Below are 14750 nucleotides of genomic sequence, written 5' to 3' on the forward strand. Positions count from 1 at the left end.
CGCCGCTGCTGCCGCGGCAAGCCGAAGACGATGTTATCGGCGACCGAAAGATGCGGGAACAGCGCGCCTTCCTGCGGTACATAACCAATCCGACGCGCTTCGGACGGCACATGAATGCCCGGCCCGGCCACGCGCACGCCATCGATTTCAACCGTGCCGCCGTCCGCCCGTTCGAAGCCGCAGAGCACGCGTAACAGCGTGGTTTTGCCGCTGCCGGACGGTCCAAGCAAGGCAAGCAGCGTGCCGCGTTCCACCGATAAATCGACGCCATGAAGCACGGGTTGACCATCGAAGGACTTGGTCAGGCTGGTAACGCGAAGTTCGCTCATATCGATTTACTTGTCAGGCGGCGAACCGGCCTGTAGTCCTTCTTTTATAACAGCCGCACGCCCCGCTACCGCCGATCGCCCGAGCAACGTGAACAGCGCGACCGATGCCGCCAGCGAAATGCCCACGAGCAGCGCGGCATACGGCGCGGCGGCGGCAAACGCGAGCGTGGACGTATCGATCCAGACTTGCGTGGCGAGCGTGCGTGTACCGCTGGGCGACAGCAACAGTGTGGAATTGAGTTCGGTGACGACCGAGATGAAGACCATCGTGGCGCCAGCGCCCAGGCCCGGGCCGGCCAGCGGCAAGAGCACACGTCGCACGGTTTCACTCCAGCTTAGCCCAAGCGATCGCGCGGTCTCTTCCAGACGCGGTTGCGCTTGCGTAAACGCAGCACGCACGCTGACCAGCGCGAGCGGCAGGAACAAGATGGCGTAGGCCACCACCAGCAGCTCAGCGCTTTGATACAGAGGCCGCAACGCGTGCACGGCCAGCGACACGATCGCCAGCGCGACCACGAGGCTCGGCAAACCTTGCGCGAGGAACACGATGCGTTCGAACGTAGTCGCGACCCTGCTGGGGAAACGCACCAGCAAGAATGCCAACGGCACGCACGCGAGCGTGGTGACAATTGCCGCAGCGCAACCATAACCAATCGATGACAACGTCGATTCAAGCAGCAGTTCTGGCGACACTTCCGCCGGCGTAATGGCCGCAGCGCCGCTTTGCGTCAGCCAGAAACCGATCATGCCGATAGGCACGCCCAGCGTCACGATCGCCAGCGCGACAAACGCGGCGACCACCGCCCATCGCCACATGCCGAGTTCATAACGAAGTGCTGCACGCCTCACGCCGCGATCGACGCGCTCATAGCGCGCTTGTCCCCGCACGCGCATTTCCAGCGCGAGGCAAAAGAGACACATTGCGATGAGAATGCACGCGAATACCGACGCGCCGCTGCTGTCGAAGCTCGTTCGGTATTCGGCGTAGATCTGCGTGGTGAAGGTCCGAAAGCGCAGCAGCGTGAACGCGCCAAATTCCGATAGCACGCCTAACGCCACCAGCAACATTCCGCCGAGCAGCGCGGGCCGCAATTGCGGCAACACCACGCGCACAAACACGCTTACGCGCCCGCAACCGAGCGAGCGCGCGCTCTCTTCGAGCGCCGGGTCCATGCCGCGTAAAGCGGCCGCAACCGGCAGATAGACAAGGGGGAAATACGCGGTAGAAATCACAAGCAACGCGCCCGCGAAGTCCTGCAAATCGAGACTCAGCGACACCCACGCATAACTCGTGATGAACGCGGGCATGGCGAGCGGTGCGACCGTGAGCGCCGCCCAAAGACGCCGCCCAGGCAAACGCGTCCGTTCGATAAACCATGCTGCCGCCGTCCCCACCACCGCTGACACGAGCGTGGCGCTCACGGTAATGGACAGCGTGTTGATAAGCAGTTCGCCCACCAGCGGCCTGAAAATCAGCTCGATGGCGTCATCCCAGCCAAACGTCACGGCGCGATACACCGTGAAGGCGAGCGGCATCAGCACGAGCAGCGCGCACAATCCCGCCGCCACGAGCAAACCCCGCGGCGCGCGTTTGCGGCTGCGGGGTTCAGGCAGCGCGGACACGCCAACCGCCTTCACGACATCGCTCATACTTTCCTGCGCTTACAGTAGTCCGGCCTGGCGCATCAGCTTTGCTGCCTTGCTGTCATCGCCGAGTTGTTCAACCGTCAATGACGGCGGGCTCAACTGGTCGAAAGGCTTGAGCAACGGATCGGGAGAAACACCTGCATGCAGCGGGTATTCGAACGCGATCTTGCCCTTGGCCATCAGGTCCTGCGCACGTTCGCTGACGAGATACGCCAGGAATTGCTGCGCCTCCTTCTGGTTCTGGCTCGACTTCAATACCGCCGCACCCGATACGTTCACCAGCGCGCCCACGTCACCGTTGCCAAAGTGATAGATCGCGCTGCGGGTTGCGCTGTCGCCGAGTTGCACATGCAGGCGCGCCCAGTAGTAGTTGTTCACTACGCCCGTCGCCACGCCGCCGCGATTCACTGCTGCCACCACGCCTTCGTCGTCATCGAAGATCTGCGAATTTTTCTTCAGGCCCTTGAGCCAGTCCAACGCTTGCGCTTCGCCCTTCATCGCGATAACCGCGCTTACTACTGGCAGGAAATCGCCATCGCTCGGTGCAATGCCGACCTTGCCTTTCCATTCCGGCTTGGCGAGATCCATCAACGACGCCGGCAGTTGCGCCGCATCGATCTTCTTCGTGTTGTAGACCAGCACGTTCTCACGCGCGAGCACGCCGACCCAGTCGCCCTGCGGCGAGTTGTAGCGCGACGGGATGGTCGAGAGCGTGGAGGCATCGGTTTTCGCGAGCAGGCCCTTCTCGTCCAGCAACATCAGTTCGGGCGAATTCTCGGTGAAATAGACATCGGCGGGAGAAGCCGATCCTTCCGCGACCAGTTGCGCCGCCATGGCCGGGCCTTCGCCGTTGCGGACCTTCACCGACACACCGGTTTGCTTCTCGAAGTCCTTCGCCAGCGCGGCCACGACCTGCTCGTGTTGCGCGTTGTACAAGGTCAGCGTCGCCGCTTCCGAGTTCAGCGGCAACGCCGCTGCGGCAGCCAGCACCGCGATGCCGCAAAGCGTGCGCAGCACGGGCAGGGAGCGTGAGGTGTTCATTGCAGTCATTCCTTTTGTTGTGGTGCGTCGGCATGTGCCAGCGTCTGCCGGCGTGTGCTTTATTGCTTCAATTAATTCAGGCGTCAAACAGCCCCGCGCCGATAAACGACCCCGGCCGCACGCCCGGCGGGCACGCGAACACGGCGCTGCCTACATGCGTGGTGAACTGATTCATCATGTCGAACTTCGCCAGCCGTTCGTTGATCGGAACGAAACCGGTACGCGGATCGCTTTGATGCGCGACGAAGATCAACCCCGCGTCGTACTCGGTTTCCTGGCGCCATGGCGGCCAGCGCTCGATATAAAAATCGGTGCCGTCGTTGTAGGAATACGAACGGCGCAAGATCTGCGCACCGTTGTTCGTTGCCTGGTTCGACAGACGCACGTGCGAGTTTTCCGGGATCACCTGGTTGCCGTCTTTATCGGCGGCATCGAGGTCCAGCGAGTCGAATTCGTTCTTCTTGCCGATCGGCGCGCCGCTGTATTTCTCGCGGCCCATCACCTGTTCCTGAAAACCACGTTCCATGGTGTCCCAGTGTTCCAGCGTGATACGGATACGCCGCACGACGGTGTACGTGCCACCGTTCATCCACGGTGCGTCGGACGCGTTGGCCCATACGAACTGGTTCATCAGCGCCGGTTTCGCAGTGGACGGATTGTTGGTGCCGTCCTTGAAACCCATCAGGTTGCGCGGGGTCTGTCCACGCGGACCGGAGAGGAAACCGGCCTGTGCCCATCGCATGGCGACGATGCCGTAGCCCATGCGCGCAAGTTGACGCACGGCGTGGAACGCCACTTGTGCGTCGTTGGCGCAGGCCTGGATCAGGATGTCGCCGCCGGTTTTCTGCGGCAGCAACTGGTCGCCGTTAAAGCGCGGCAAGTCGACCAGCGCGGCCGGCCGGCGCTTCTCCAGACCGTAGCGATCCTTACCTTCGTGCGTGAACAGTCCCGGACCGAATCCGAAGGTGATCGTGAGGCCCGCGGCGCCGAGGCCGAGGATATCGCCGGAATCGGGTGCGGCTTTGTCATCGGCGGGCAAGGGCTTCGCCGTGTCACCACGCGACATGCGCGCGGCCGCGTCCGTCCACTCTTTCAGAAGACCGATCACTTCTTCGCGTTTATCGGTCGTGAGATCGAGCGACGCGACATACGTGTGACTCTGCTGCGGCGTCACGATACCCGCCTGATGCGCGCCGAAGAACGGCTCGACCACGAGCATCGGGTCAATGGGTTGCTTGAACTGCGCCTTGGTCGCAGCGTGCGCGACTGAACCCGCGCCTACCGCACCTAATGCCGCGCCCGCGGCAACGCCCGCTTTCAGAAAACGGCGGCGCGGTGGATCTTGATCGTTTGCCATGGTGTCGCCCTGCTGTGCTAATTACTTCGCTTTGCTTGACTTCAACTACGCTGCTTTACTTCGCTCGCATTACTTCGCCAGGACCAGCGTGTTTACATCGTCCTGTACGTAATAAAAGCCGTCGCCTTCCGGCGTCATCGCGATGCCGAACAGGTCACCATTGCCCGGCGGCGATTGCGCTTTGTCGGTATCGATCCAGCGTGCATACAGTTGCTTGCCCGTCGCCGGATCAATCTCCACGACCTGGCCGTTCAACGCGTTCGTCACCAGCAAGTGCCCGTTGGGCGCCGTCACCATGGCGAGCGGACGATGCAGGAAACCATCGGCGGTCAATTCGCGGCCCACACCCGCGCTGGTATCGCGTGTCATGGGTTCATCGATTTCCGTCACGCGGTTACCCACGGCATCCGATGCATACAGCAGCTTCTGATCTTGCGACAACGCGAGACCCGTCGGTCCGACCAGGAACACGCCCTTGTCAGCCTGCGCGCCGAAACCACTGGCGATCACCGTCTCCTGCTTGACCACCGGCGGCTTGCCTTGCGGGATATCCAGGTCGAGGCGAAGAATGGTCGCCTGCTTGAACACCGGAGGATTGCCCTCAGCACCGCCCACGCCGAAGCCCGCGTTGCTCACGAACAGCGTAGCGTGATCGCCGTTATCGACGACCGCCATGTTGCCCCACGGGTCGTTGATGTTAGGACTCGCGATAGTGGACGCGACCTTGCCCTGGTTGTCGAGCACGATCAGGCAGCCCGCGCCCTTGGTGCCCGTCGTGCCGTCGTTGCTCGGCGTGCTGCCGATGATCACCCAGCCCGACTTCAGCATGGTCATCGCGGTCGAGAGGCCGATACCGCCCGGGCAATCCTTCAGATCGCGCGGCACGGTGGCGAACACCGTCATCTCCTTGGTATCGGGATGATAGTTGATGATCGTGCTGCCGGTACCTTGCAGGTTCGCGGCGTTGTTGAAGTTACCTACCAGCACGTCGCCCTGCTTGACCGTGCCCGACGATACCGGCGCGACCACGATCGCATACGGATTCTGGTCGCCGTTGGACGGCACGGTGTTGATGAGCGTGGTGTGCTTGTGCAGCGTCTCAAGAAAGCCGACAGGCGCTGCGTGCGCGATGCTGCTGACAAGACCGCCGGCCAGCACCGCGGCTGACGCAGCAGCCGTCAGCGTGGCCGAAAGCGCTCTGGATTTGAAAAATTGTTTCATACAAAAGCCTCGGGTGCGTGCGTTCAAGATCACGCCGATCAGAAGGTGATGGTGGTGCGCACGCCAACGACGAGCGTGTTGCGCAACGGCTGCGTGGGATCGTTCGGATTCTGGCCGGCGCCCGCGTTGAAGGTGTATTGCAGATCACCCTGCATGACCCACCACGGGGTCACCTGGTACTGATACGTCGCTTCCACCGCCGTTTCCTGCGTGCGGATACCGTACGGGCCGCCACTTGCGGCTGCAGCCGCGACATCGAGGTCATGCACGTGGTTGCCGACCTTGATGTAGGCAAGGCCAATGCCGACGCTGTCGTTGTCGCGGCCGGCGAACGGGGCCTTCATCACAATGCCCGCGTTGGCGCTGAAGCTCACCAGGTTGCGGTCGCCCGGCGCGCCCATCACGCGCGCAAACACGCCGATGCTACGCGGTTCGTCAGGGTTCGGACGCCAGATCATCTGGTCCGCGACAGCGTAAAAGCTATAGTTGCCGTTATGGTTTTGCGGCGTGCCGCTACTTGCCGGATCGGCGAGCGACAGGCCGGTGTTATCGATATTCTGGTCAGCGAAGCGTTCGTTGTTGTACCAGAAGCCGATCTTGTACGTACCGGGCAAGCCGCTTTGCGGAACGCCGACCATGTCGCCGTCGGACGGCTGGTTGATCGAGTACTGCAATTCGCCGATATACATCGCGCCGTTATGCAGGTTGAAGTTCGTGCCGCTGAGATTGTTCGGGTTGTTGCCGAGCGGATCTGCGTCGAACACGCCTGCCAGTGCGGTCAATGAAGGCGAGATCTGGCCGCGAACGCGCACGCCGAGTCCGGAGAGCGGATACGCCGGACCGCCCGAAGGCATGTCGTACGACGGCAGGCCCGGCCAGCCGAACATGGTGTTCACGAACGTGGCCGCGTAGCTGCTGACCATGAACTCCTGGTCAATACTTTGCTGACCGACCTTCACGTCCACGCGTTTGTTCAGGAACGACTGCTGATACCAGAGTTCCCACAGGCGCGTGGTGTCCTGCGCTTCAATCCCGCTCGCGGTGTTCAACGTACCGAGGTTGAACTCGCTCAGGTTACGGCCATGAATTTGCAACGCGCTCGCGTTGAACGTGCCGCCCGGCAGGCCGAAGGCCTTTTGGGTATCGAGGCCGAGGGTAACAGTGGTCAGCCCGTCATACGTGCCGCCGGTTTTCAGGCCGCCGCGCGCATTGTCGAGATATTCCGATACTTCCGTCGCTTGCAGCGTCACGCCGTACTGGCCGAGGAACGAGCGGATGCCGCCCATGTCGCCGAGCAAAGTCGATCGTCCCCATACACCGGTCCACTGACCCGCGGGTTTCGACTGGATGTTCAGGTCGGCTTCGGGGGCATCAGAAGGGGTTGCGTCCGGGTTGGCCGGCTCTGCAGCGAATGCCGCCGAGAATGTTGCCGATGAAGCCAGCGCGAACAACGCCAGGCTGGTACCGAGCACCGCCCGGCGGAAAGGCGCACCGCGGCGCTTGATGGCAGCGCGCAGTGTCGCGTCGGGGCGTGAATCGTGTCGCGATTCAGCGCGCGATTCGCGCGGAGCGAGCTGGACGGGTTGCATCGAAATCCTCTGTCTTGTTGCGACGGCTGTGCTAACGCGTCGTGTTGATTGTTCTAAAGACGGTGCTACGCCCTACGACATGAGCCCTATGCCACGTCCTCCGGGCCACCATCCAGAAGGCACCGGCGAAGCGAATCGTACCCACCCGAAGTTTGAACGTCAATATAAATGAGAACGATTCTCATTATAATTACAGGCAGGTGAAAACTCCCTTACAAAAGCCATTTATTACGGCTTGCTAACAGAATGAGTTGAAATAATTCAGTAATGTTTTTGATATCCATAGACAACATGGAAATCACGGGTCTTCGCCGCATAGGATCCGTTTCAGTTTGTGCCGCAATCTTCAGGGTCAAACCGGGTAGATGGTCGCCCACGTCAGGGTATTGCCGGAGCGCGTCAACAGCGGCGGCAGTGCCAGCTCAGCACGCTTCGGCAATCCTCAAACCCGCTATGCCGAAATCCGCATTGCCAATGCGACGAACTGCCAAGACGCCGGTAATTTGGTTTCCTAAATTGCATGGGCTGCTGCTCTCCAGCGAGTTCGTTCAACAAGCTCAACCGGCTTTTTCGTCCACACGATAATGACAGCGCGCACGGGCAAGTCCGTCTTGCTCACAGCGTGCTGCCGTGATGCAGTCGTGTACCGGGAAACGGAGTTGAAAACGTGTAGATAAAAACCAAAACGCGAAAGCGAAACCTGACCGCCCTGCTCGCCGGACCTGTCCAACCCCGATGGAGAATAAAAATGCGTCTTCGAACAAACCTCAAACCGCTTGCCTGGATTCTTGCGTGCGCTGCCGCCACCCTGGGCGGGTTGCCGCTGTCCGCCGCTGCCGATACGTTCGACGTCAAGGTCGGCTTTGCCGCGCCGTTGACGGGCGCGAACGCCGGTTACGGGAAGGACCTCCAAAACGGCGTGCAACTGGCGCTGGATGAAGCGAACGCGAAGAAGATCCAGATTGGCGGCAAGACGGCCAACTTTGTCATCCAGGCTGAAGACGACCAGGCCGACCCGCGGATCGGGGTGCAGGCGGCGCAAAAACTGGTCGATGGCGGTGTGGCCGTAGTTGTCGGTCACTTCAATTCAGGCACGACCATTCCGGCGTCGCAGGTCTACCAGACCGCCGGCATTCCTGTGATCGATCCTGCGGCGACCAACCCGACCATCACGCAGCGAGGGTTCGACAACGTCTTCACCGTCATATCCAGCGACGCCCAGAACGCCGGCACCGCCGGGACGTACGCGGTAACGGTGACGAAAGCGAAGAAGATCTCGATCATCGACGACCGGACGGCCTTCGGCCAGGGCGAAGCCGACGAGTTCGAGAAAGCGGTGAAGGCGGCGGGCGGCACGATCGTCGCGCGTCAATATAGTGATAACCAGACCGTCGATTTCAGCGCGCAGCTCACCGCGTTGAAGGGCGTGGGCACCGACCTGATCTTCTTTGGGGGCCTCGACCGGCAAGCGGCGGCGGTGGCGAAGCGGATGAAGCAGCTGGGTCTCACTGCACAGTTCGTGGGCGGCGGCGGCGTGATGGACACGGATTTCCTGAAGCTTGCCGGCGACGCAGCCGATGGCGCGATGGCATGGGAATACGGCAGTCCGCTTGAGAAGATGCCGCAAGGCAAGGCGTTCGCCGAGAAATTCCAGAAGCATTTCGGCGTGGCGATTCTTTCGTATGCGCCGTTCGGTTATGACGCTGCGTGGGCCGGGATCAATGCTATGCAGAAGGCCAATTCCATCGATCCGAAGGTGTATCGTCCGGTGCTGAAGGCTATTTCGTTCCCGGGCATTACGGGCACGATTGCCTTCGACGACAAAGGCGCGCTGAAGAATGCTTCGTCGACGATGTATCAGGTCAAGGGCGGTGCCTGGGTGCCGATCGTGACGAAGAACGGGACGTAACAGGACTGAACGGACGCGCGCTTGGGGGCGCTGGTCGGCCCCTTCAGCGTGAACCGAAAATCACGCACTCGTATAAGTCGCAAGATTCGCCCGCGTCATCGCGGCCTCCCCCTCCAGCCATTCGGCAAATTCCCGCAAGACCGGTGAAGGCGCCGGCCGCTCCGGATAGATCAGATAATACGAAGCCCCGCTAGGCACACAAAGCGAAAACGGCGTGATGATCCTCTGCGCCTGCAAGTCCTCTTCAATCAGCGATAAATCCCCGATCGTCACGCCTAAGCCCTGCATGGCAGATGAAATGGCGAGATCGAGCGTATCGAAGTGCTGCGCTTTCGCCGATGGCAATCCCTTATACCCATACGCTTCCAGCCACCTGAGCCAGTCTCGCCGGTCACGCGTCGGATGCAACAAAGTCTGATCGGCAAGATCATCCGGCGTTGCTGCGCCGACCTGCCCCGCCTTCCACAAACCCGGTGCACACACCGGCGTCAGCACTTCATCGAATAGATGATGCGAACTCACGCCCTTAAGACTCACGCCCTTTGCGGTCGGCTGCCCGAATACGATGGCGGCATCGAACTGCTCGGCATTGAACTCCACCCCGTGCGACACCGCCGCCGTCACCTCGATCACCAGCTCTGGCCGCTCATTCTGCAAGCGGATCACACGCGGCAAGATCCAGCGCATCGCGCACGTGGGACATTTCACCCGCAACGTGCCCGACTGCGCCCCGCTACGCTCCAGCGCCTCGGTAATCTGTGCCAAAGCTTGCTGCAAGGGCGCGAGCAATATCGCGCCATTTGGCGTCAGCGCCAGACCTCGCGGCTGGCGCACGAACAGCGCATAACCCAGATGCGACTCCAGCCCGGAAATCTGCCGGCTGACAGCGCCCTGCGTGATATTGAGAACGTCGGCGGCATGGGTAAAGTTCAGTCGCTGCGCGACGACCGCGAAGGTTTTAAGCACATCCAAAGACGGCAGCTGTTTCATTGTCGGATCTCGTAAGCCATGAGCTGGGTTCATGGCTAGTATGACAAACTTTCGATTGTCCGCGGTTTATTGCTGCGGTCGAATGACAATCGATACTCGAATTAGTCTTCCGGAGACAACCGCCGTGAAAAGTGCCTGGACCCCCGCGTCAAAGCTGCCGAATGTCGGCACGACCATCTTTACCGTGATCGGCCAACTCGCCGAGGAACATCAGGCGCTGAATCTCTCGCAAGGCGCCCCGAATTTCGCATGTGATCCGAAACTGGTGGACAACGCGGCGCGAGCCATGCGCGCCGGGCATAACCAGTACGCGCCTATGTCCGGCGTGCTTGCGCTGCGCGAAGCCCTCGCGCTGAAAACGCAGCAGCTCTACGGGGCCACCTACGACCCGGGCAGCGAAATCACCGTGGTGGCAAGCGCCAGCGAAGGGTTGTACGCCTCGATCAGCGCGCTCGTCCATCCTGGCGACGAAGTGATCTACTTCGAACCTTCCTTCGATAGCTACGGCCCCATCGTGCAATTGCAGGGTGCAACGCCCATCCCGATCAAGCTCTCGCCGGTGGATTTTCATATCGACTGGGATGAGGTGGCCGCCGCCATTACGCCGCGCACGCGGATGATCATCATCAACTCGCCGCACAATCCTTCTGGCAGCGCGTTCACGGTTGAAGACATCAACCGCCTCACGGCACTGACGCGCGATTCGAAGATTATTGTGTTGTCGGATGAAGTGTACGAACACGTGGTGTTCGACGGCGCCCTGCATCACAGCATGGCGCGTTATCCGGCATTGGCCGAGCGCAGCGTGATCGTGTCGTCGTTCGGCAAGTCGTATCACGTGACGGGTTGGCGAGTTGGTTTCACGCTCGCCCCGGCCGAATTGACCAACGAAATTCGCAAGGTCCATCAGTTCATGACCTTCGCCGCCGATACCCCCATGCAGATCGCATTTGCGGAAGCACTCGGCGACGCGTCGAGCTATCTCGGGCTCGGCGAGTTCTATCAGAAGAAACGCGATCTCCTCGCCCAAGCGCTGAGCGGGTCACGCTTCGAACTTTTGCCGAGCGCGGGAAGCTTCTTTATGCTGGCGCGCTTCGGGGCGTTCTCCGATGAATCGGACAGCGACTTCGTGCTGCGCCTGATTCGCGAAACCCGCGTCGCGACCATTCCCTTGTCGGCGTTCTACACCGACGGCACGGACAACCGCATCATTCGCCTCAGCTTCGCCAAGGACGACGACACGCTGCGCGAAGGCGCACGTCGCTTGTGCGCGGTTTGACGCGGTCAATGCTGCCTCGAACATTCAACTTCTACCAAGAGAGACACGCTCCATGAAAAAAACCGTCCGCGCTCTGTCGGCCGCCCTTTTGATCGCCTCGTCGTTGTGCAGCGCCGCCGTGTACGCCGCCGAATCCGATACCTTGCGTTACGGTGTGGAAGCGCAATATCCGCCGTTCGAATCGAAAGCGGCATCCGGTGAATTGCAGGGGCTGGATATCGATGTCGGCAATGCGGTGTGCGCCACGGCGAAGATGAAATGCGCGTGGATCGAGACCTCGTTCGACGGGTTGATCCCGGCGTTGCAGGGCCGCAAATTCGATGCAATCAATTCCGCGATGAACGCGACCGATCAGCGCCGCCAGGCCATCGACTTCACGACGGTCGTGTATCGCGTGCCCACGCAACTGATTGCGAAGACGGGTAGCGGGCTCGAGCCGACGCCGGCATCGCTGAAGGGCAAGAACATCGGCGTGTTGCAGGGTTCGATCCAGGAAAATTTCGCCAAGGCGCATTGGGCGAATGCGGGCGTGAACGTGGTGCCGTACCAGGATCAGAACCAGGCTTATACGGATCTGAAGGCCGGCCGTCTTGACGGCACGCTCGTACTCTCTGCCGCCGGACAAACGGGCTTCCTGTCGAAGCCGGACGGCGCGGGATACAGCTTTGTAGGCGGCCCGGTCAGCGACGACAAGATCCTGGGCAGCGGCATTGCATTTGGCATCCGCAAGGGCGACGATGCGTTGAAGCAGCGTCTGAACACAGCCATCGCGAAGCTCAAGGCGGACGGAACGATTGCGAAGTTCGCGAAGAAGTACCTCGGCGACATCGACGTGTCAGCAAAATAAAGTGGCCTGAAAAGGCGATATCCGAAGTCGACGGAAGGGCCGCTCGCGGCTTGATAGCTGGATGAAAGCCGCAGCGTGATCAGCGAGGTTTTTTGAACGCTGGCACACTGCGGCCTTCGTCGTTGGCACAATCGGCCGCTGTGTTGCATCGGGTGGCCGCTTTATCCGGATATCCCATGAGCACTGCGCCCGCCGCACCGCCTGCGCCTTCCCCGCCGCCGTTGAAAGGTGGCCAACTGGTTCTCGCGACCATTGCCGTGGCGCTCGCCACGTTCATGAACGTGCTCGACTCATCGATCGCGAACGTCGCTATCCCGACTATTTCCGGCAATCTCGGCGTTTCCGTCGATGAAGGCACGTGGGTCGTGACGGTATTCGCCGCGGCCAATGCCGTGTCCATTCCCCTGACCGGGTGGCTGACTCAGCGCATTGGGCAGATCAAGCTGTTTGTTGGCGCAATCTTGTTATTCGTGATTTCTTCGTGGCTTTGCGGGCTTGCGCCAACACTGCCGATCCTGCTCGCCGCGCGGGTTTTGCAAGGCGCCGTTGCCGGGCCGTTGATTCCGCTGTCGCAGGCGATCTTGCTGGGTTCGTATCCCAAGGAGAAAGCGTCGATGGCGCTTTCCCTTTGGGCGATGACCGCCGTTGTCGGGCCGATTGCCGGGCCGGCTTTAGGCGGCTGGATTACCGACAGCTACAGCTGGTCGTGGATCTTCTATATCAACATTCCTGTGGGGCTTTTTGCCGCCAGCGTGACCTGGTTTATTTACAAGTCGCGTGAATCGGCCACGCGTAAAGCACCTATCGACACGGTCGGACTCATGTTGCTGATTGCGTGGGTGGCATCGCTGCAAATCATGCTCGATAAAGGCCGCGACCTCGACTGGTTTTCATCGCCGGTGATCGTCTGGCTGGGCATCATTGCGGTGATTGCTTTTGCATTCTTCGTGGTCTGGGAATTGACCGAAAAGAATCCGGTCGTGGATTTACGCCTGTTCGCGGGACGCAATTTCTTCGGCGGCACGGTCGCCATTTCCGTGGCTTACGGCGTGTTCTTCGGCAATCTGGTGCTATTGCCGCAATGGATGCAGCAATACCTCAATTACCGTTCCGTCGATGCCGGGTTGGTGACGGCGCCATTGGGGATCTTTGCGGTGATTCTCGCGCCGGTAATGGGCCGCGTTTTGCCGCGCACTGATGCGCGCGTGGTGGCGACCATGGCGTTTATTGGCTTCGCGATTGTGTTTTATATGCGCTCGAAGTATGTGATTCAAATCGATACCTGGCATCTGGTCCTGCCTACGCTTTTGCAGGGTATCCCAATGGCGCTGTTTTTCGTGCCGTTGACGTCGATTATCTTGTCGGGACTGCCGCCGTCAAAAATTCCTGCCGCTGCGGGCTTATCGAATTTCGCGCGGGTGTTTTGTGGCGCGGTCGGAACGTCGCTGTGCGGCAATGCGTGGACCAATCGCATTGCGCTTCATCACGAACGGCTGACGGAGCAGGCTAATGTGAATAATCCGCTGTTCTTACAGTCACTGCAGGCATCGCAAGGGGTGTTGAATGTCAACGAAGCTCAGGCGCGCGGGTTATTCGATTTCACGGTGAATACGCAAGCCGCAATGATGGGGCTGAACGACATCTTCTTTGCTTCCGCGGTTATTTTCATTCTGATTATTCCGCTCATCTGGATTACGAAGCGGGCGAAAGGCGGCGGGGGCGGAGCGGCGGCGGGCGCGCATTGAGGTTTGTGCGGTGTTGGCTGGCATTTGGGATTGGGGTGGTCCTTTGGAGGTCCACCCCATGTGATCCGCGTTCGGAAAGCATGAAGCTCGTAGTTCAACCCCGCATTGCGACGGCTCAGCAGCAGCTTGAGCCAAGTCGCTTCGCTTGATCTTATTTCCTATTCGCAAATCGCGATAATCTGGTTCAACTGCTCGCACGCTGCCGCAAACACCTCATCGGGTGCACGCTTCCACGGATGCGCCTTTGCTCCTCGCGCTCGCCAGTCAAAAGACTTGGGCTGGTGTCCAAGCACGTAGCTCGTAACGTTTTTCGGCCCCTGAAACTTGATTGCAAACGGATTTGTGTCGTTGAACGCGGCTGTCGTCATGGGAAGTCCAATAACAATCCCGGTGCGCTCGTTGAATGGCTTCGGTGACAAAACCAGCATTGGGTGCATATCCTTCATCTTGCGGCCAACCTGAGGGTTGCAGTCAATCCAGATAATGTCGCGTCGATCCGGCGCCCACGAAGCTGCTGCCATCAAAACTCCTCCGCGCCGATGCGGCCCGTGGCCATCGCCTCACCACCGTGCGTTGCAGGATCAAATTTCGCCAGTTTCTCGGCGAGCGTGAGCTGGCGAGGACCCACCGGCTTCACCGTCACGCCAATCTCGTCTGTCGACACCTCGACCTCCTGACCGACCTCGAAATGCGCCGAGCGCGCGATAGCGGCGGGGATGCGGACAGCCAGGCTGTTTCCCCACTGCTGGATCGTGAGCGTTGCTGTTTTCGCCATAATGCCGACCTCCCATAAACG

The 14750-nt window shown here is 60.5% G+C and carries 13 protein-coding genes; 4 read left to right on the plus strand and 9 right to left on the minus strand.

Annotation, left to right across the window (positions count from 1 at the left end; all coding sequences use genetic code 11):
• The 6 genes from GSQ93_RS38400 to GSQ93_RS30600 form a co-directional block, all read right to left on the minus strand.
• The coding region (locus GSQ93_RS38400) for an ATP-binding cassette domain-containing protein (RefSeq protein WP_254074142.1) at positions 1-329 on the minus strand (329 nt) is incomplete at its 3' end.
• 6 nt (positions 330-335) lie between these two features.
• Positions 336-1979, minus strand: coding sequence for an iron ABC transporter permease (locus GSQ93_RS30580; protein ID WP_158939578.1), 1644 nt, complete (start codon positions 1977-1979; stop codon positions 336-338).
• Positions 1980-1991: 12 nt separating this feature from the next.
• Positions 1992-3017, minus strand: coding sequence for an iron ABC transporter substrate-binding protein (locus GSQ93_RS30585; RefSeq protein ID WP_158939580.1), 1026 nt, complete (start codon positions 3015-3017; stop codon positions 1992-1994).
• Between the two features lie 76 nt (positions 3018-3093).
• On the minus strand, positions 3094-4374 hold the full coding sequence (efeB, locus tag GSQ93_RS30590; protein WP_158939582.1) for an iron uptake transporter deferrochelatase/peroxidase subunit: 1281 nt from the start codon (positions 4372-4374) through the stop codon (positions 3094-3096).
• A 69-nt stretch (positions 4375-4443) separates the two neighbouring features.
• A complete protein-coding gene (locus GSQ93_RS30595) occupies positions 4444-5595 on the minus strand; it encodes an SMP-30/gluconolactonase/LRE family protein (protein ID WP_254074143.1) in 1152 nt (383 codons plus the stop codon).
• A gap of 38 nt (positions 5596-5633) precedes the next feature.
• A complete protein-coding gene (locus GSQ93_RS30600) occupies positions 5634-7184 on the minus strand; it encodes a carbohydrate porin (protein ID WP_158939583.1) in 1551 nt (516 codons plus the stop codon).
• A gap of 748 nt (positions 7185-7932) precedes the next feature.
• On the opposite strand from GSQ93_RS30600, the gene GSQ93_RS30605 reads away from it, so the two are divergent.
• Complete coding sequence (locus tag GSQ93_RS30605; RefSeq protein WP_158939585.1) at positions 7933-9093, plus strand: branched-chain amino acid ABC transporter substrate-binding protein; 1161 nt, start codon at positions 7933-7935, stop codon at positions 9091-9093.
• 60 nt (positions 9094-9153) lie between these two features.
• On the opposite strand, the gene GSQ93_RS30610 is transcribed toward GSQ93_RS30605, so the two are convergent.
• Positions 9154-10083 carry a LysR substrate-binding domain-containing protein gene (locus GSQ93_RS30610; protein ID WP_158939587.1) on the minus strand — a complete coding sequence of 310 codons (930 nt, stop codon included), beginning with the start codon at positions 10081-10083 and terminating at the stop codon, positions 9154-9156.
• A 124-nt stretch (positions 10084-10207) separates the two neighbouring features.
• Between GSQ93_RS30610 and GSQ93_RS30615 the strand changes: the two genes are divergently transcribed.
• From GSQ93_RS30615 to GSQ93_RS30625, 3 genes are all read left to right on the plus strand, one after another.
• A complete protein-coding gene (locus tag GSQ93_RS30615) occupies positions 10208-11362 on the plus strand; it encodes a methionine aminotransferase (RefSeq protein WP_158939589.1) in 1155 nt (384 codons plus the stop codon).
• A gap of 52 nt (positions 11363-11414) precedes the next feature.
• Positions 11415-12209 (plus strand): ABC transporter substrate-binding protein, encoded by a 795-nt coding sequence (locus GSQ93_RS30620; protein ID WP_158939590.1) that lies wholly within the window; start codon positions 11415-11417, stop codon positions 12207-12209.
• A gap of 176 nt (positions 12210-12385) precedes the next feature.
• Complete coding sequence (locus GSQ93_RS30625) at positions 12386-13954, plus strand: DHA2 family efflux MFS transporter permease subunit (protein ID WP_158939592.1); 1569 nt, start codon at positions 12386-12388, stop codon at positions 13952-13954.
• Positions 13955-14112: 158 nt separating this feature from the next.
• Here GSQ93_RS30625 and GSQ93_RS30630 read toward each other — a convergent pair whose 3' ends face one another.
• The gene (locus GSQ93_RS30630) at positions 14113-14475 is read right to left on the minus strand and encodes a type II toxin-antitoxin system PemK/MazF family toxin (protein ID WP_158939594.1); all 363 of its coding nucleotides are present in this window, start codon (positions 14473-14475) and stop codon (positions 14113-14115) included.
• Positions 14475-14729, minus strand: a complete 255-nt coding sequence (locus GSQ93_RS30635) for an AbrB/MazE/SpoVT family DNA-binding domain-containing protein (RefSeq protein ID WP_158939596.1) — start codon at positions 14727-14729, stop codon at positions 14475-14477. The genes GSQ93_RS30630 and GSQ93_RS30635 overlap by 1 nt, the downstream gene beginning before the upstream one ends.
• Between the last annotated feature and the right edge of the window lie 21 nt (positions 14730-14750).

It is taken from the genome of Burkholderia sp. S171 (genome assembly GCF_009766085.1).
GTDB lineage: Bacteria > Pseudomonadota > Gammaproteobacteria > Burkholderiales > Burkholderiaceae > Caballeronia.

Excerpts from the sequence above, each read along its gene's own strand:
- GSQ93_RS30580 (WP_158939578.1), bottom strand. The coding sequence starts at position 1,979 with ATGAGCGATGTCGTGAAGGCGGTTGGCGTGTCCGCGCTGCCTGAACCC.
- GSQ93_RS30585 (WP_158939580.1), bottom strand. The coding sequence starts at position 3,017 with ATGAACACCTCACGCTCCCTGCCCGTGCTGCGCACGCTTTGCGGCATC.
- efeB (WP_158939582.1), bottom strand. The coding sequence starts at position 4,374 with ATGGCAAACGATCAAGATCCACCGCGCCGCCGTTTTCTGAAAGCGGGC.
- GSQ93_RS30595 (WP_254074143.1), bottom strand. The coding sequence starts at position 5,595 with ATGAAACAATTTTTCAAATCCAGAGCGCTTTCGGCCACGCTGACGGCT.
- GSQ93_RS30600 (WP_158939583.1), bottom strand. The coding sequence starts at position 7,184 with ATGCAACCCGTCCAGCTCGCTCCGCGCGAATCGCGCGCTGAATCGCGA.
- GSQ93_RS30605 (WP_158939585.1), top strand. The coding sequence starts at position 7,933 with ATGCGTCTTCGAACAAACCTCAAACCGCTTGCCTGGATTCTTGCGTGC.
- GSQ93_RS30610 (WP_158939587.1), bottom strand. The coding sequence starts at position 10,083 with ATGAAACAGCTGCCGTCTTTGGATGTGCTTAAAACCTTCGCGGTCGTC.
- GSQ93_RS30620 (WP_158939590.1), top strand. The coding sequence starts at position 11,415 with ATGAAAAAAACCGTCCGCGCTCTGTCGGCCGCCCTTTTGATCGCCTCG.
- GSQ93_RS30625 (WP_158939592.1), top strand. The coding sequence starts at position 12,386 with ATGAGCACTGCGCCCGCCGCACCGCCTGCGCCTTCCCCGCCGCCGTTG.
- GSQ93_RS30630 (WP_158939594.1), bottom strand. The coding sequence starts at position 14,475 with ATGGCAGCAGCTTCGTGGGCGCCGGATCGACGCGACATTATCTGGATT.
- GSQ93_RS30635 (WP_158939596.1), bottom strand. The coding sequence starts at position 14,729 with ATGGCGAAAACAGCAACGCTCACGATCCAGCAGTGGGGAAACAGCCTG.